The organism is Mariprofundus micogutta (assembly GCF_001895085.1).
GTDB lineage: Bacteria > Pseudomonadota > Zetaproteobacteria > Mariprofundales > Mariprofundaceae > Mariprofundus > Mariprofundus micogutta.
This window is the reverse complement of the sequence record NZ_BDFD01000008.1, coordinates 76,026-93,378: the sequence shown is the minus strand read 5'-3', so window position 1 is coordinate 93,378 and position 17,353 is coordinate 76,026. Positions and strand designations below refer to the sequence as shown.

At 49.8% G+C, this 17,353-nt stretch carries 17 protein-coding genes; 7 read left to right on the top strand and 10 right to left on the bottom strand.

Translation table 11 applies throughout. The annotated features are described in order from the left end of the window. The first annotated feature begins 68 nt into the window (after positions 1-68). From xth to rodA, 6 genes are all read left to right on the top strand, one after another. Positions 69-827, top strand: coding sequence for an exodeoxyribonuclease III (xth, locus tag MMIC_RS06060; protein ID WP_072659572.1), 759 nt, complete (start codon positions 69-71; stop codon positions 825-827). A gap of 140 nt (positions 828-967) precedes the next feature. Continuing rightward, positions 968-2,005: a rod shape-determining protein gene (locus tag MMIC_RS06055; RefSeq protein ID WP_072659571.1), complete on the top strand. Its 1,038-nt coding sequence runs from the start codon at positions 968-970 to the stop codon at positions 2,003-2,005. A 3-nt stretch (positions 2,006-2,008) separates the two neighbouring features. Further along, positions 2,009-2,797, top strand: a complete 789-nt coding sequence (mreC, locus tag MMIC_RS06050) for a rod shape-determining protein MreC (protein WP_072659570.1) — start codon at positions 2,009-2,011, stop codon at positions 2,795-2,797. Beyond that, positions 2,794-3,201: a hypothetical protein gene (locus tag MMIC_RS06045; RefSeq protein WP_072659569.1), complete on the top strand. Its 408-nt coding sequence runs from the start codon at positions 2,794-2,796 to the stop codon at positions 3,199-3,201. Before mreC ends, MMIC_RS06045 begins: the two co-directional genes overlap by 4 nt. Beyond that, entirely contained in the window at positions 3,182-5,008 is a 1,827-nt protein-coding gene (gene mrdA, locus MMIC_RS06040) for a penicillin-binding protein 2 (protein ID WP_072659568.1), read from the top strand. Before MMIC_RS06045 ends, mrdA begins: the two co-directional genes overlap by 20 nt. Beyond that, positions 5,008-6,111 carry a rod shape-determining protein RodA gene (gene rodA, locus MMIC_RS06035; protein ID WP_072659567.1) on the top strand — a complete coding sequence of 368 codons (1,104 nt, stop codon included), beginning with the start codon at positions 5,008-5,010 and terminating at the stop codon, positions 6,109-6,111. Before mrdA ends, rodA begins: the two co-directional genes overlap by 1 nt. On the opposite strand, the gene MMIC_RS06030 is transcribed toward rodA, so the two are convergent. Together MMIC_RS06030 and MMIC_RS06025 are read right to left on the bottom strand one after the other, a co-directional pair. Continuing rightward, a complete protein-coding gene (locus MMIC_RS06030; protein WP_072659566.1) occupies positions 6,106-6,909 on the bottom strand; it encodes a sulfite exporter TauE/SafE family protein in 804 nt (267 codons plus the stop codon). The two genes, rodA and MMIC_RS06030, sit on opposite strands and share 6 nt — an antisense overlap. A gap of 23 nt (positions 6,910-6,932) precedes the next feature. Further along, the gene (locus tag MMIC_RS06025; RefSeq protein ID WP_072659565.1) at positions 6,933-7,175 is read right to left on the bottom strand and encodes a hypothetical protein; all 243 of its coding nucleotides are present in this window, start codon (positions 7,173-7,175) and stop codon (positions 6,933-6,935) included. 158 nt (positions 7,176-7,333) lie between these two features. On the opposite strand from MMIC_RS06025, the gene MMIC_RS06020 reads away from it, so the two are divergent. Next, positions 7,334-8,176 carry a crotonase/enoyl-CoA hydratase family protein gene (locus MMIC_RS06020; RefSeq protein WP_072659564.1) on the top strand — a complete coding sequence of 281 codons (843 nt, stop codon included), beginning with the start codon at positions 7,334-7,336 and terminating at the stop codon, positions 8,174-8,176. A 74-nt stretch (positions 8,177-8,250) separates the two neighbouring features. On the opposite strand, the gene MMIC_RS06015 is transcribed toward MMIC_RS06020, so the two are convergent. The 8 genes from MMIC_RS06015 to sufC form a co-directional block, all read right to left on the bottom strand. After that, positions 8,251-10,737: a response regulator gene (locus MMIC_RS06015; protein ID WP_083530472.1), complete on the bottom strand. Its 2,487-nt coding sequence runs from the start codon at positions 10,735-10,737 to the stop codon at positions 8,251-8,253. Positions 10,738-11,090: 353 nt separating this feature from the next. Next, the gene (locus MMIC_RS06005; RefSeq protein ID WP_072659561.1) at positions 11,091-11,405 is read right to left on the bottom strand and encodes a non-heme iron oxygenase ferredoxin subunit; all 315 of its coding nucleotides are present in this window, start codon (positions 11,403-11,405) and stop codon (positions 11,091-11,093) included. 26 nt (positions 11,406-11,431) lie between these two features. After that, positions 11,432-12,598, bottom strand: a complete 1,167-nt coding sequence (locus MMIC_RS06000) for an NnrS family protein (RefSeq protein WP_072659588.1) — start codon at positions 12,596-12,598, stop codon at positions 11,432-11,434. 46 nt (positions 12,599-12,644) lie between these two features. After that, a complete protein-coding gene (gene sufT / locus MMIC_RS05995; RefSeq protein ID WP_072659560.1) occupies positions 12,645-13,211 on the bottom strand; it encodes a putative Fe-S cluster assembly protein SufT in 567 nt (188 codons plus the stop codon). Further along, on the bottom strand, positions 13,208-13,663 hold the full coding sequence (gene sufU / locus MMIC_RS05990) for a Fe-S cluster assembly sulfur transfer protein SufU (protein WP_072659559.1): 456 nt from the start codon (positions 13,661-13,663) through the stop codon (positions 13,208-13,210). The genes sufT and sufU overlap by 4 nt, the downstream gene beginning before the upstream one ends. Before the next feature lie 152 nt (positions 13,664-13,815). After that, positions 13,816-15,033, bottom strand: a complete 1,218-nt coding sequence (locus MMIC_RS05985) for a cysteine desulfurase (RefSeq protein WP_072659558.1) — start codon at positions 15,031-15,033, stop codon at positions 13,816-13,818. Positions 15,034-15,244: 211 nt separating this feature from the next. Next, positions 15,245-16,495: a Fe-S cluster assembly protein SufD gene (sufD, locus tag MMIC_RS05975; protein WP_072659556.1), complete on the bottom strand. Its 1,251-nt coding sequence runs from the start codon at positions 16,493-16,495 to the stop codon at positions 15,245-15,247. Continuing rightward, entirely contained in the window at positions 16,492-17,244 is a 753-nt protein-coding gene (sufC, locus tag MMIC_RS05970; RefSeq protein ID WP_072659555.1) for a Fe-S cluster assembly ATPase SufC, read from the bottom strand. The genes sufD and sufC overlap by 4 nt, the downstream gene beginning before the upstream one ends. Between the last annotated feature and the right edge of the window lie 109 nt (positions 17,245-17,353).

Sequence of the window (17,353 nt, the reverse complement as noted above, 5' to 3'; positions counted from 1 at the left end):
TGGCTTGTGCCAACGCTACTGGCGATTAGTGCTTGTGACTGTGAGCCAGGTCATTCAATATCACAGCTGTGAAAATTGTTACCTGGAATGTGAACTCGCTGAATGTACGTCTTGCCCATGTGCTGCTGTTTCTGGAGAAACACAGGCCCGATGTCCTGTGTCTTCAGGAGACCAAATTGCCGGATGAGAAATTTCCGGCTGAAGAGATTCAGAATGCCGGCTATCAGGCGGTCTATTCCGGGCAAAAAACTTATAACGGGGTAGCGATTATCAGTCGTAAAGCTGCAAGTGATCTGATCATGGACGTGCCTGATCTGGATGATCCGCAGCGCCGGCTTCTGGCAGCAACGATAGAAGGTGTTCGCATCATCAATGTCTATATTCCCAATGGTCAGGAAGTAGGTTCGGATAAATATGCCTATAAATTCCGCTGGTTGGCTTCATTTGCCGATTTCCTGAAAGATGAGATGGACAAGCATGAAAGGCTGGTGCTGCTTGGTGATTACAATATTGCACCGGCAGATATTGATGTGCATGACCCTGCCCGCTGGTCGGGAAAGATTACCTGCTCACCGCCCGAGCGTCAGGTGTTTGCAGATTTCCTGGGGCTTGGCCTTGTTGATACGGTACGCAGCCTGCATACAGATACGCCGCTGTTCAGTTGGTGGGATTATCGTATGAATGCATTTCGTCGTTCATGGGGCTTGCGAATAGATCATCAACTGGCCACTGCAAATATGAAGGCGATGGAGGCCGGTGTGGACACTGAATACCGGGCCATGGAGCGGCCCAGCGATCATGCGCCTGTATGGGTCGAGTTTGAGTAGACGCAGGGATTCGCATGAGCATCAGGTTTTCTTTTCAAGTTATCGTTAAATTAATGCCTGAAATGTCACTTGCATCACTTTACCTGTCCTGTTTATACAACTAGCTTCTACCACTTCATTTTCTGAGGCGGGTTTTTAAGATGCTGCATAGACTATTCGGGTTCTTTTCCCGCGACATTTCCATCGATCTGGGCACGGCCAATACGCTGATTTATGTGCGTGGTGAAGGCATTGTGCTCAATGAACCTTCAGTTGTTGCTGTGAACGTCAGTGGTGGCAAACATCACCGCAAGGTGCTGGCCGTGGGCACGGATGCCAAGCGTATGCTGGGGCGTACGCCCGATTCTATTCAAGCGATCCGGCCTCTGAAAGATGGTGTGATTGCCGATTTCGTTATTACTGAAGAGATGCTTAAGCAGTTTATTCGCAAAGTGCATGACCGCACCTGGGGCATTCATCCGCGTATCGTCATTTGCGTGCCTTATGGTTCAACACCTGTTGAACGCCGCGCTATTCGTGAGTCCGCACTCTCTGCCGGAGCACGTGAGGTTTACCTGATTGAGGAGCCGATGGCGGCTGCAATCGGGGCAGGTCTGCCGGTAACCGAAGCATCGGGTTCCATGGTTGTGGACATTGGTGGTGGCACCAGTGAAATCGCTGTGATCTCCTATGGCGGTATCGTCTATTCCCGTTCCGTACGAGTGGGTGGCGATAAGCTAGATGAAGCGATAATCAATCATCTGCGTCGTAAATACAGTCTGCTTGTGGGTACACCGACAGCAGAAAGAATCAAAATGCAGCTGGGTAGTGCATTCCCGCAGGAAAGCCGTCGCCAGATGGAAGTCAAAGGCCGTGACCTGATCAACGGTGTGCCGAAAAACCTGCTACTGGATGATTCTGAAATTCTTGAGGCTCTAACCGAGTCTGTGAATGCAGTAATCGAAGGTGTCAAAGTTTGTTTGGAACGGACGCCGCCTGAATTGGCTGCTGATATTGTTGATAAGGGTATCGTATTGACCGGTGGCGGTGCTTTGTTGGTAGGTCTTGATCAGTTGCTGCGCGAAGAGACCGGTCTGCCTGTGACTGTCGCAGAAAATCCACTGGATTGTGTGGTGCTGGGCAGTGGCCGCGTGCTTGACGAACTGGATCGCATGCGGGGCGTGCTCTTCGAGGAGTAACAGATGGGCCTTATCAGGCGCCGCTATAAGCCGTGGCTGATTGGACTGTTCATCATCATCGCTCTGCTTTCTGTATCCAGACTTTCAGTGGGCTCGTGGCCCATGCTGGCAACATGGCCGGCACTGGAGGCTCTGCAGAAGCCGGTACAGTGGTGGAATTCTCTCAGTCTCTGGTTTACTGATAGCGAAAAACTTCAGGAACAATACCTTGCCTTCCAAAAAAAGGCGCAGCAACAGGCGGCATTGATTCAGGAATCGAATGCCCTGCGCGAGGAAAATCGCCAGCTGCGCAAAATTCTCGATATATCAGGCATTACAGGTTATCGCTGGCATGCAGCAAAGGTTCGTGGCCGTAGTCCGGAAAAAATGAGTCAGCGAATTCTGCTGCAGGTTTACGGTGTTTCAAAAGATGATGTGATTGTATCCAGCGAGGGGCTGGTCGGGGTTGTTGACAGCATTTCCGAGGACCATGCTACGGTACGTACCGTATTTGATGCGTCCATTTCTGTGCCGGTAACGATTCCCCGAACTGCATTAGCGGCACTGGCTCGTGGTCAGGGCGAAAGTCTGGCTATCGATTTTGTACCTCTGGATATTGCCCCCAAAACCGGAGAAATTCTTTACACAAGCGGTGCTGGTGGACTGTTTCCTCCCGGTATAGCCGTTGCCAGAATTACAGAGGTGACACCTGTTGCAGGGCAGTTGTTTGTAAAAGTTTCTGCTGAGCCTGTAGCGCATTGGCAGCGTGATAACTGGTTGGCGGTGGCATCACACCTGCATGCGACACCATGATAGCGCTAACTGTCACGCTGATTTCGTTTCTGGGTATGAGCCTGAATCTGGCATTTTCAGCTTCGCTCATGCAGCCGGACTGGGCGCTGGCACTGTTGCTGGCGGCGATACTGGCTCACAGACATAACTGGATATGGGTTCTGCCATGCACATTTCTGCATGACGTGATACTGCACTGGTCATTTGGCAGCAGCTTTATTGTCATGGCTTTGATTCCACTGGCCATGATCTATTTCGACAGGCACCTGGGGCCGGGTATTCCCCAGCGTGTGGTTATCATGGCTGCGGCAATTCTGAGTCTGGTGGCCTGGGGATGGGCAATGCAGGCTATACTGTTGACCCTGTGCCTGTGTGTGCCGGTCTGGTATCTGCTAACGGGGTTGTATGCAAAAGCAACAGCTTGAGGGACGCCAGCGCTTCGATGTGCGTATGCTGTTCTTTTTTGCAGCTACACCCATATTTCTCGGCCTGCTGGCCATGCATTTGCTGCAACTGCAATGGCTGGAACACGAGAAGCTGGCGCTTCAGGCTGATAATAATCGCCTGAATATTGTTCCTGTTCTGCCTGTTCGTGGTGAAATTGTAGACCGTCAGGGCAAGGGCCTTGCTGTAAACAGGATCGCATATCAGGTGCAGCTGATTCCAGAACGTGTCAAAGACCTTGATGTCACATTGAAGAAGCTCTCCGGGATATTGCAATGGAGTCCGGACAAACTGGCAAATATCCATAAGCGTATCAAACGTTCCCGTCCTGACAGACCCATCCTTCTTGATGACAAGTTGCAGTGGCTGCAGGTCTCTCCAATAGCGGCCAGATTACATCATATGCCCGGCATCGACGTTGAGGCGGGAAGTTATCGTCAATATCCGTATGCCGAACTAACCTCACATCTCGTGGGTTATCTCTCGCTGGCCAGAAAATCCGATACCGATGAAGGTTTTCTTGCCAATGAATTTGTCGGCAGAACCGGTGTGGAAAAATCCTATGAAAAAGTACTGCATGGCAGTCTTGGTTATCAGCAGGAAGAGGTTGATGCACTTGGTCGTCGTATTGCTGTAAATAAACGTACGCCGTCGACGATGGGCCAACAGCTTCGGTTGGCGCTGGATGCAGAAGTTCAGCAGGCCGCTGCAGATGCATTGGGTGATCGAACCGGTGCGGTAGTGGTAATGGATGTGCATAGCGGCGAAGTCATTACGCTATTGAGTCAGCCGGGATACGATACGAATCGTTTTATTACAGGGCTGGAATCTGAGCAGTGGCAGGAATGGTTGAACAATATTGAGAAGCCATTGCTCAATCGGGCTACGCAGGCGGCCTATCCGCCGGCCTCAACATTTAAAGTGATCACCAGTCTTGCCGGTTTGCATGCGGGCGCACATCTGGCCAGGGGACACACGACATGTCCGGGTTATCTGGAGTTGGCAGACAGAAAATTACGCTGCTGGAAGCGAACCGGACACGGCAGGGTTACGATGCAGGATGCTTTGATTCGTTCCTGTGATGTCTATTTTTATGAACTTGGTGATCAGATGGGCATGGAGGAAATTTCTGATGCTGCATTGCAGTGGGGCCTGGGTGAGAAGACACGAATCGACTTGTCGCCGGAGTCTCGCGGTGTCATTCCAGCGCATCGTCCTTACATGATGGCGGCGATGAAAAATGAGTCCAGTAAACGCAAGAAATGGTTCCGTGGTGAAACCATGATTGCTTCTATCGGGCAGGGGGCGTTAACGGTTACACCGCTGCAAATGGCTCGCATGACAGCCGCAGTAGCCAATGGCGGCAAAGTACTGAAGCCTCAGCTCCTGGCCGGAGTAGAGCCTGAAGTGTTACATCAGGCCAGTGTTGAGCCGAGACATCTGAAGACAGTTCAAAAAGCTATGCGCGGTGTGGTGGAAAAGCCTTATGGGACAGCGCATCGGGCGTTGGCGAATGCGGCATGGAAAGTGGCAGGTAAAACAGGTACGGCGCAGGTGATTCAGATGTCACAGGATGATGAGAAAGAAGGTTATACGCCGGAACAGATTTTAAGGCGTCATCAGGATCATGCATGGTTTATGGGTTATGCACCGTATGAGGATCCAAAGATTGCCATCGCTGTTTTCGTCGAGCATGGTGGTCACGGCGGCAGTGATGCTGCACCGGTTGCGGCAGCTGTGATTAATGTTCTGGCTGCTCAGGAACAAGAACAGGCGGCAGACAAGTGATGCGCTTATTGCGAGGTGTGGACTGGATACTGCTTATGCTGATTATTTGCCTGGCAGTACTGGGGATGGTTACCCTCTATGCTGCTGTGCATCAGGGTGATGTAGGGCTATGGCAGAAACAGCTTACCTACTGGGGTATCGGGTTTGCCGCATTCATGGTTATATGTTTTGTACCCTTGCGCCTGCTTGGCCTGATCAGCTGGCCATTTTATATCGTGGCGCTACTGCTACTGGTGTTGGTACCTCTGGTGGGAGATGTGCAGATGGGGGCCAGACGCTGGCTGAATCTGGGTTTCTTCAATCTGCAACCTTCAGAGTTGATGAAGTGGGCGCTGATGTTGATTCTGGCCAGTTGGTTTGCCACAAAAGAGCCAAGATCCCTTCGGGAAATTGGCACCGCTTTGCTGCTTGCTGTGGTTCCTGCGGCACTGATTGTGAACCAGCCGGATCTGGGTACGACACTGGTGCTGTTGTTTGCTGCCACATCCATGTTTATTGCTGCAGGGCTACCCTGGCGCTGGTTTGGTTTGGCGGTGATCGCGGCGATCGGGTCACTGCCTGTACTGTGGCATTTCATGCATGATTATCAGAAGCAGCGGGTGTTAACACTGCTTGATCCCCAGTCCGATCCTCTGGGGGCGGGTTATCATGTTATTCAATCGACCATTGCTATTGGCTCGGGTGGTTTGACTGGTAAAGGCTTTCTGCAGGGTACGCAGGGGCGCCTGCATTTTCTGCCTGAGCAGCATACTGATTTTATCTTCGCAGTGCTGGCTGAAGAGGGCGGTTTTATAGCTGTGATGTTTTTACTGTTGCTATACATATCCCTGATTACACGAATTCTGATGGTGAGTTCCCGCGCGCACAGCCGTTTTGCATCACTGATATGTATCGGGGTGGCATCTATCTTTATGCTCTATATCACGGTTAATATCGGCATGGTTTCCGGTATTTTTCCGGTTGTAGGCTTGCCACTTCCTTTCATCAGTTATGGTGGTTCAGCCATGGTGACAATGCTGGCTGCACTCGGTCTGGTGATGCGCGTCAGTATAGAGTCCAAAGACAGGATTCCGTGGCAGCGCCCGGGTAGCCCGTTATCATAAACCTGCCAAGAGGGCTGCGATAAAGAGTCCTGCCGATAAGGCAATGAAGATAGATTTCAGGATCATACGCAAGCTGAGCTCAGCAACCGATGTATGCAAAGCTGCGGCCCATGTGCTGCTGGCTGGCAAAATCAGCAATATGCCCAACCAGGCAGACAAGAGAAATTCCCGGTGTGCAGAAAATTGAAGTTGCCAGCTTGTTTCCAATGTTACGTTGATAGTCACAGCAGATGCAGCCATGACAGCACCGGCTACTGCGGACGTGCCAACTGCAAGGCGTAGCTTGATGTGCCGTCGAAGCAGGGGTACCAGCATGGTGCCGCCGCCAATGCCCAGAAAGCCCGAAATATAGCCGATGGGGCCAGAGAGCAGATGAAGTGACGGCGCTTCTGATTTCGCCGGTTTTATCCTTTTGCCATAATCGTATGCGACCCAGGCATTGAGCAGGGAGAGACAGAGCAGTACCCAGATCTCATCTATATGTAGCGTGCTCCACAGTCCCAAAGCTGCCCCGATAATGAGTCCGGGAAGTAGCTGGGTCAGCCCTGGAATATTCACATGTTGCAGTCGCCAGTGGGCCCGGGCGGAAAATAAACCGGTGATCACTATTGCCACCATGCTGGCAAACACATGCATGCTGATGCCTTTATCTATATCCGGCATCAGAGCATAAAACAGAGGCACGTACACCAGGCCACCACCAACCCCTGCCAATCCGGCCAGCATGCCACCGATCAGTCCTGCAGCCAGTCCGACTGCAAGGCCGTAGACGATCAGATTGAGATCAAATTCAGGCATGAATGACGTCTGACTCTGCGGGCTTACCTGGCTTGTGAATGTTTGAACAGAAGGTATTGCTCATATTCCTCCATATCCATTTTACCCAGAATATATAACTGCTGATCATTCAGGATATCCGGGTCGGATATGCCCTGCTGTCGATTATGACTATCGGCAAAGTTTTGTCGTTGTCTTGATTCCTCAGCATCAATGACAGGAGACCGCTTCATTGCCTCATCTCTCCATGCTTCAGGTGTGTCAAAAATAATGTGCTGGTCACTCATGTCTCAAAAGATACACCCGGAATTCTATCAGTCGAGGTTGAAGTGAGTGAATTAGCCACCATTCACCGTCGAATAATTGACGCATCGGCAAAAACAGGTTCATGCTCAGACCTGCGAGGACCGGAATCCTCGAAATACAACAAGAAAAGGAGTTTCACATGATGGAACAACAGAGACGACCAAACCTTAATAATGAAGTGCATGCTTATCACAATCTGAATATTTGTTACGAAGAGGAGCTGGGATTGGCATGGATGTATATGAATGCCAGTCCAAGGCCATGTTTCACCCCCGAGCTGGTATCTGAAATATTGGACTGGTGTGACATTCTCACTCATCAGGAGCGGGTTCAGTATGTGGTTGCCGGTTCCCAGGTCCCCGGAATTTTTAATCTTGGAGGTGATCTGAATCTGTTCCTTGAACTCATCGGACGTGGAGACAGGGATGCGCTGATGCACTACGTCAGCATGTGTAATGAGATGTTTATGCGAAACTATAATGGCATCAACGGCAACATCACCACGATATCTCTTGTGCAGGGCGATACTCTGGGAGGCGGATTCGAATGCGCCATCTCAAGTGAAGTCTTGATTGCTGAGCGCAGTGCAAAAATGGGACTACCTGATATCCTGTTCAATTTGTTCCCCGGGGCAGGAGCCTATAATCAGTTATCCAGAAAAATTGGTATGGCAGCAGCGGAGCGATTGGTTCTTAGCGGCAGATTGTACAGTGCTGAAGAGATGTTTGATCTGGGTGTGGTTGATGTGCTGGCTGAAGATGGCGAGGGAAGACAGGCGGTATATGACTATATCAAAAAGGAGAGCCGTCTGAGAAATGGTTATCGTGCATTCCGCAAGGCCAAACGATGCTGTAATTCTATCACCTATGAAGAACTGATGCAGACCTCCAGAATCTGGGTGGATACGGCATTTCAACTGGATGCCAGGGATCTGCGTATGATGGAGCGGTTGGTGAAACGTCAGACGCAGCGGGTTGGCTAATCTGCCACACTGATCGTTCAGGTATCATTCAATGCATGCTCCGGGAGATTAGTTCTCCCGGGGCATGCTGGATCCTACTCTGATTCTCTGAAATAGGGATCGCTCTGCTGCATGTATTCCTTCAGCAACTCCAGACCTTCATGGAAAGCAGCTGTCATTTGCCTGACATAGACCTGCATTTGTTCCCGGGTGATCGCAGTTGCACAGGACTCAATATCATTACATATGGTAACCATTTTACTGATACCCAGTGTGGAGGCACTGCCTTTCAGGCTATGTACCCTTAGTTGAAACATGCCCAGATCTCCCTGATTGGCGGCGCTGTCCAAATGAAATAGATGTTCTGCGCCACTCTTTTCAAATGTTTGATAGATGTACTCTCGTTTCGCGCTGGAGCGAATCAGGCTGAACAGTTCACCCAGTACTGCCCTGTCCAACTCAGGCTTTGAATCAGAATCCGGTTTGGTTTCCTGCTTGTGGACAGTGGCTGGAGAAGGTTTGCTGAAAGCAGCTACTTTCTCCAGCAAGGCAGCAATCTGTACAGGTTTGGTCAGATAATCGTTTGCACCCGCTTCCCTGCACTCCTTGATAGTTTCCGGCATCACATCCGCACTAAGCATCAGTACCGGGGTGCTGCCGCTGGTATCCATGAAGCGAAACTGTTTGAGTACTTCCAGTCCACTTACCCTGGGCATATTCATGTCCAGAATAACCAGATCGTATTCGGTGTCTTCGGTCAGTGCATCGAGTGCCATTTCACCATCATCAACAATGTTCACCTGATGACCGGCTTTTTTCAGAACCTCATTGACCACTTCCTGATTGACCGGGTTATCTTCGGCAAGAAGAATTTTCAAAGGCGGAAAATCCAGTTTTTTCTGCATAATGTCGGCAATGGAGATTACATCTTCCGAATGGTGGATGATGCTTGATGCATGCAGGGCATTGAACAGCAGTGACTCCTGAACAGGCAGATGCAAGACGGATGCAAAGCCGGATGCGATTAAAATCGGATCATTGCCCTTTTGCTGATCCGGATCGATCAGGATCATATCCAGACCGGCCAGATCATGTTTGTCGCGTATGGCATTGGCAATAAATTCTGGTTTGCAGTGTAGTGAATTTCTGTTGATCATCAGTACGTCATAGGGTTGTCCGACGGACCATGCATCGACAAGCGTGGACATCAGCAGCTTTTCATCTTCAACCACGCTATGACTGGAGCCCCAGCGCTCCAGCATTGCTTCAATATTACCGAGCGATGCTCTTTCTCCCAGCAGCAGGACATGGGCCTGATTCAGGTCTCGGGCTTTTTGTTTTTCAGCCTGTTTCGCAAAGCCAATGACGATCGTGAATATGCTTCCCTCACCCATGCTACTTTGCAGACGAATAGATCCACCCATCATTTCGGTCAGGTTTTTTGCAATCGTAGTGCCAAGGCCAGTGCCACCAAAACGACGGGTTATACTGGCATCAGCCTGGCTGAACTGTTCAAAAATATTCTGCTGCACCTCTTTTGAGATGCCGATACCTGTATCGCGAATACTGAATTCCAGCAAACTTGTCTTGTCCGTGTTTTCAAGCGCTTTAATGGTTACGGTAACCAGTCCATGTTCGGTGAACTTGACCGCATTGCCGATAATATTCAGCAGAATCTGTTTGATGTGTTTGGGATCGCCGATCAGGGCGAATGGAACATCAGGTTCGATGTGAAGTTCGATGCGGATTCCTTTTTCTTTTGCCTGCCCTTCAAACATGGCAACAGAGCCATGAACCAACTGGTGCATGTCAAAGGGTTCATCAAGCAGTTCGAGTTTACCAGCCTCAATTTTCGCTGTATCGAGAATGCGCTCGATCAGGCCCAGTAGATGATAGGCAGATTCCCGGATGACAAATGAGAAACGCTTCTGTTCCGAATTTAGTGTGGTACTCAGTAGCAGATCATTCATACCGATGATGCCATTCAGCGGTGTACGCAGTTCATGGCTCATGTTGGCGATGAACTCTGATTTGGCTCGATTGGCTGCTTCGGCAGCATCAATGGCGCGGTGCAGTTTTTTGATCAGGCTGACCATGAACAGAGGTACCACCAGAATCAGAATCAGGTTACCAGCCGCCATGTGCAGGTGCTCAAGCCAGAATGGATTGATCAATACGACTGAGATAAAACCAGTCACGGAAAGGGCCATTGCCACGTAGGCATATTTGATGCCGTAGCGGAATGCATGGCCGGTGATGATCCACAGATAGAGCCCTACAAACAGGGTGCCATCTTCGCCATCAGCTTGATGCATACAGAATGTTGTGATGGCGATGTCGCCAACAGCCATCAGAATCCTGCGCTTGCTGTTATCATCGGGAGATAGAGCAATCCAAACCAGAAATCCAACTGAAACAAGCAGATATGAAATGGTTACAGAAAGTATGAGATGATTCTCAGTATAGAAAAAATAGATGCAGATGAGCAATACAAGAATGGCGCGAGTCAGTGACTGCGAATACTCAGGGTTACGTTTTGCCAGTTCCAGGCGATCAACTCCTGTGTTGGCCAGTTTATTCATTCTGATAGCCCCCGAATTGGCAGCAGAGATCCATATCAGAAATCCGAAAACATGAATCCTTTTCCGGAAAGCATGAGTGGAATCGCGTTTGTATCCTGCCAAAGCGTTTCATCATCGTCATCAGACTAGGTTAAAACCTGAAATGATACCATTTCAAGTTTTGATCTGTCGGGGCTCATGCTTAAGGCAATTAATATTAGAGACGATCTGAACATCATAACAGGGCAGTATAGCAGACTTGAATTTAAACGCCCTGCAGCCATAGGGGCGATCCTGGTCCCAGGTCACAAAATAGTGTTTGCAGCTCATACAGGGAGCTCTTTTGGGTTTATTGGAATTGTCCTGCATATTGATTAACCATCGATATCAACTTTGACCATGTCATTTTCCACGATGACAGGAAAGGTATCAATGTTTTCATACGCCGGTGGTGTGAGCGCCTGGCCATTGCGAATGCAGAAACGGGCACCATGGCGCGGACAGATGATCTGATCACCCTCGCAAGTGCCACTGGCAAGCTCGCCACCGTCATGTGTGCAAACATCTTCAATGGCATAGAATTGGCCATCAAGATTAAATACTGCCACTTCACAGTAGGGCGTATTGATGACTTTACGACTGCCGGGTGGCAATTCACTTACAGTAGCAATATCAATCCACTCAGCCATATCTCATCTCCCCGGGGCTTTTCAATTCAGCCCGGTTTTCCATCTGTCCTGGCCTGCATCAGGATAGAGGAATAGCGTAGACCGACGATAATAAACCCAACGATCCAGCACGTTGCGCTGATATGTACGGCAGTGTCAAGTAAATCCGCCTGGATAACAGGTAAAAACACACGCACCAAAGAGGCAAAAAATAATAGGATAAAGGCAGTCGGAATCCACTTGAGAGCATGAATAGGGCGGCCAGTATGGCCAAGGGCAACGCGCGTTATCATACCAAGCGTAAACAGACCGATGGCACCCACTGTCCAGGCGTGTACCGCATGCATGGTCGCCAGATCCATGAGCAGTGCTATCGCGTAAAGCAGGAAGCCAGTAACCAGCCATGCATAACCGGCATGCAGGATCCACAACATTGGCTCTTTAAAAACCGTACGATCAAACCAGCTGATAAGGCGGATGCCGTGAATCAAGCCGGTGAGCAGGGATGCATTGATGATTAGCCAGTCATTTCCAATAGCTATGCTTGCTGCAACCAGCAAAACCGAAGGCAGAGCCAGCTTCTCAATCAGAGCATTGGATTCAGGTTTTATACCGATGCCCCGCTGCATGAAAAAGGGGACTACGCGGCCGGCAATGACCACGATGATGGCAATAATCGCAAGCACCGAAATCTGTATAGCCTGAGAAGATCTATTTTCAATAAAACCAAGCACATTCAGATGTATTGCGGCATTACACAACGCCAGCAGTAGTAAGAGTAGTGGAATGGGATAGTTTCGAGGTTGTTTGCTTTTGACGATCAGTTTGCCAAGCACAGTAGCAAGCACAGGCAGAAAGAGCATGTCGAGCAAGGCAAATGCTGTGGCAGGAATCAGTGATACTGCAGAGAGAAGTCGGGGGGCGAGCCAAAGAAGAACCAGCAAAAGTAACGATTTGCCTGATGGCGTCGCTAAACCGGTCCAGTTGCGTACAGACGTCAGCAGAAAACCGGCAATCACGGCAACAGCGTAACCGAACACCATCTCGTGGGCATGCCATAATGGCAGATCAAAATAGTTGTAGTGCCAGATGCCGGAGGCAAAGCCGCCCAGTGAGGTCAGTATCAATAAAACGGCAAACCAGATACCGAGCAGGAAGAATGGACGGAATCCCAGCGCCAATGGCGTCCATTTTGTGGATTCAGTATTTTTCATGTCAGTTGAATCCCGGCTCTCGGTGGAACCATTGCCAGTCACTGGTTTAAAACATGCCCAGTTGCAGGCGTGCCTCATCGGACATCATGGATCGATCCCAGGTCGGGTCAAACACCAGTTCCACTTCTACATCAGTAACGTTCTCAACACTGAGTACTTTGGCCCGCACATCATCAACAATGAAGGGCCCCATGCCGCAACCGGGAGCGGTCAGAGTCATGGTGATGTCAATATGATTGCCACCCTCATCTGTATCCACGACATGACAATCGTAAACCAGGCCGAGATCGACAATATTCACTGGAATTTCCGGGTCGTAGCAGGTGCGCAAAACATCCCATATCGCCTGTTCGTCCACTGGCCCACCGCTATGTTTATCGTCTGCCTGTACTTCTTCAGGGACGGTTTCTTCCGCCATGCCAAAGCCCAGCGCATCTGCATCTTTACCCTCTACACGAGCGAGATTTCCGGAAACACTGACTGTATATGAGCCGCCCAGTTCCTGAGTGATAAGTACCATCGCACCTTCCGGGATGGTTACCGGAGTGCCAAGCGGAATCAGGACCGCATCGACATCACGGGTTGTGGTTATGGTGTCGCCTGCACTATTCATTCTGTTACTGCCACCTTATGAGAATCTTCTACGGCTGATTTCATTGTATGCCAGCAGAGTACTGCGCATTTAATACGGCTTGGGAATTCACGCACCCCCGCCAGTACGGCCAACTTACCCAAAGCTTCTTCATCCGGTTCTTCTGCAATGTCAGCTGTGACCATATGCTGGAAATCGTTAAATGTTGCGGGAAATTCAGACACAGATTTGCCTTTCAATGCCTCAGTCATTAATGAAGCGGATGCCACTGAAATGGCACAACCTTCACCTTCAAAGGATATGTCTTCGATGATGTCATCATCATTCACATTCACATAAACATGCAGCTTGTCACCGCATAGTGGATTATAACCATCTGCATCATGATTATACGCTTTAAGCACACCGAAATTACGCGGTGCCTTGTTGTGATCGACAATCACCTGCATATACAAATCTCTTAAATCAAACATTATTCAAACCCTTTTTGCCGCAGAGGAGACAGAGTAGATTAGGTTATGGGCAGGCATTGCCTCGTAACTCGATAGCATAATACCTGAACCTGCCATGAAATGATTCATACCGGTTTTTCTCTGTCTCTTTCGTGTCCTCTGTGGTGCAATCATCATGCAAAAATATCCTGCGCTGTTTTCAACGCTGCGAACAGGGCATCAATCTCGGACTCTGTATTATAAACCGAGAAAGAGGCGCGAGCTGTAGCCGGAACTTTAAAGAATTGCATCACAGGCATAGCACAGTGGTGACCGGCACGAATAGCAACGCCCTCACGGTCAACGATGGTTCCCAGATCATGTGGATGCACGCTGTCGAGCACGAACGAGAGTACACATGCTTTCTCTTTTGCCGTACCGATCTGTCGCAGGCCTTCAAAAGCTTCAGCTTTGGCCGTGGCATAGGCCAGCAGCTCCTTTTCACGTTTACCGATGGCATCAAAACCAATGTTTTCGATATATTCAATGGCTTTGCCGAAACCGATAGCACCTGAAATATGTGGAGTGCCAGCCTCGAATTTGTATGGCAGGTCATTGTATTCGGACTTTTCAAACGTGACCATGCGAATCATGTCACCGCCACCCTGATAAGGCGGCATGGCAGCCAGAATATTTTCTTTGCCAATCACTACACCGATGCCTGTAGGGCCATACATTTTGTGCGCACTGGTAACATAGAAATCGACATCCAGTGCCTGAACATCTACAGCCAGGTGAGCCGCAGCCTGCGCACCGTCAATGAGTGTTTTGGCACCCACTGCATGGGCTTTTCTGATTATATCTGCAATCGGGTTGATGGTACCCAGTGCATTGGACATGTGTACTGCACCAACCAGCTTCGTGCGTTCAGAAAGCAGTTCGTCAAATGCTTCAATAATGAGTTCCCCGTCATCATTGATCGGAGCGACTTTCAGAACTGCGCCTGTGCGTTCACATAACATCTGCCACGGCACGATATTGGAATGGTGCTCCATATGCGTGATCAGTATTTCATCACCTGCTTTGATGTTGGCACTGCCCCATGATGTTGCGATCAGATTGATCGCCTCAGTGGTGCCGCGAGTGAATATAACTTCGCGTTCAGAACGTGCATTGAAAAAAGCGGCAATAATTTTACGCGCGCCCTCATATTCAGCGGTGGCCCTTTCAGAGAGTGCATGCACGCCGCGATGTACATTTGAATTATCACATTCGTAGTAGTGGGAGATGGCATCAATGACTGATTGTGGCTTTTGCGTTGTGGCAGCATTGTCCAGATAAGCCAGCTGTTTGCCGTAAACCTGCTGTGTCAGAATCGGGAAATCCCCGCGAATCTTCTCTATTTCAAACATATTCAAAAACCTTCTTTTACCGGCCGCTCCTGCGCATCCATGCGCTCGCGGCATTTGGGCATCCTGCCCGGCACGTAGGAGGTGGGGTAACGCAAAGGGGTTTTGTTAAGTGGCAATGATGCATTGGAAATCCACCGAGACTCGGTCGAATTCCCCTGCGCAACTGACACTGTTTCCTTTGCGGAACTTTGCGTCCTCTGCGGTGAAATCATCATGCCAGCATACCTTCCAGGTCGGTGATGTTCGGCAGTTTGGAAAAAGCTTCTTTCTCAATAAAGCGGCGTACAGCCTTGTTTTCCATTTTGGCCAGGATCTCATCGGCAAAAGCAAAGGTCAGCATCTGTTTTGCTTCTTCTTCCGAAATACCGCGTGTTGTGAGATAAAAGAGCTGGTTCTTATCCAGCTGGCCGACGGTCACGCCATGCGCACATTTCACATCATCATTATAAATTTCCAGTTCAGGCTTGGTATCAATCTCTGCATTGGATGAGAGCAGTAGATTGGCATTGGATTGCGCCGAGTCTGTTTTTACAGCCCCTTCCGCCACGACTATCTTGCCGTTAAATACACCATGTGAACGGCCATCCAGCACGGCCCGGTAATTTTCACGGCTCTTGCAGTGAGGCGCATTGTGTTCGATGCGGGTGTGATGGTCGGCATGCTGGCGAGAAGCAAGCACAAACAGCCCGTTCAGATGACAGCTTGCACCCGATGCATTCAGTCTGTTGATGACATCACTGCGCGATAACAGGCCTCCGAGTTCAACCGCATGCAGCGTGTAGGAAGAGTCAGCCAACTGGTTCACCTCTACACGGCCTGCATGGCACTGTTTGGCCGCTTCCAATTGCAGCCGGTAATGCGTGCAGCTTGCGCCAGCAGCTAAACGGATTGCTGTCACATGATTGGTCAAACCTGATTCAGCATGATGACCAACAAAATGTTCAATCACTTCTATTTCGGCGTGTTTTCCGAGTTGAATGCCGGTGCGCAGATGTGATGTGCCGCCGTTACTGACATATTGAATATATAGCGGTTTATCCAGTTTCGTATTGTCTGACACACAGATGCAGGCGCCATCAATAGCCAGCGCACTGTTCGCAGCTGTCATGCCGCTACTCAGTGGGGCATCGGGCTCGAATTCCAGTAGCTCAACGGAACGATCCGGGTCATCCTGAATCAAGGCAGATAATGCTGTGACTGTGATGCCAGCAGGCAATTCAGATGTTTCAGAGTCAAAATGACCATTGATGAATACCATGCGCCAGGCATCCAGTTCAGGAATGTCGGCAGCAGTGACATCAAGCTCGCCTTGTTCAACAGTCTGCCACCACTGCTCGCCCAGGAGTGCGCTTATGCGAGACAGGTCCGTATATTTCCAGTCTTCATCACGTGTGGTTGGCAAGCCCTGTTGTTCAAAAGCTTGCCACGCGGTTTCGCGAACTTGTTGCAGTGAAGCACTCATGCAGCGGCCTCTTCACGCACCCAGTCGTAGCCACGTTCTTCCAGTTCCAGAGCAAGACTTTTGTCACCGGTTTTGAGGATTTTTCCATCGGCCAGTACATGCACAACATCCGGCTGGATATAGTCAAGCAGACGCTGGTAGTGGGTGACCATCACAACAGAGCGCTCTTCGCTGCGCAGGTGATTTACACCATTGGCAACAATACGCAGGGCATCAATGTCCAGTCCCGAGTCAGTTTCGTCGAGCAGGGCCAGAGATGGCTCCAGTACTGCCATTTGAAAAATCTCGTTGCGCTTTTTCTCGCCGCCGGAGAAGCCTTCATTGACACCGCGTGAGAGGAAAGACTGATCCAGTTCTACCAGTTTAGCTTTCTCTTTAACGATTTTCAGGAAATCCATCGCGTCCAGTTCTTCCAGCTCCTGGTGCGTGCGCTTGGCATTCACACCTGCCTTGAGCAGATAGGTGTTGTTCACGCCGGGAATTTCAACCGGATACTGAAATGCCAAAAAAACTCCTTCCCATGCACGTTCTTCCGGGTTCATGGCCAGCAGATCTTTGCCCTTGTAGGTAATAGACCCTTGGGTAACTTCATATCCGTCCCGGCCGGCAATGATATTGGAGAGCGTGGATTTGCCCGAGCCATTCGGCCCCATGATGGCATGCACTTCACCTGTACCAATCTCCAGATTAATACCCTTCAGGATTGCTTTGCCACCTACAGAGGCATGTAAATTTTCAATTTTCAACATTATTTAACACCTTTTGACCACAGAGGAGGCGAAGGACATGAAGTAAGCATGCAGGCTTTTCTTCGTATGCTTCGCGATCTTCGTGGTGAATCTTTATCCTACTGCGCCT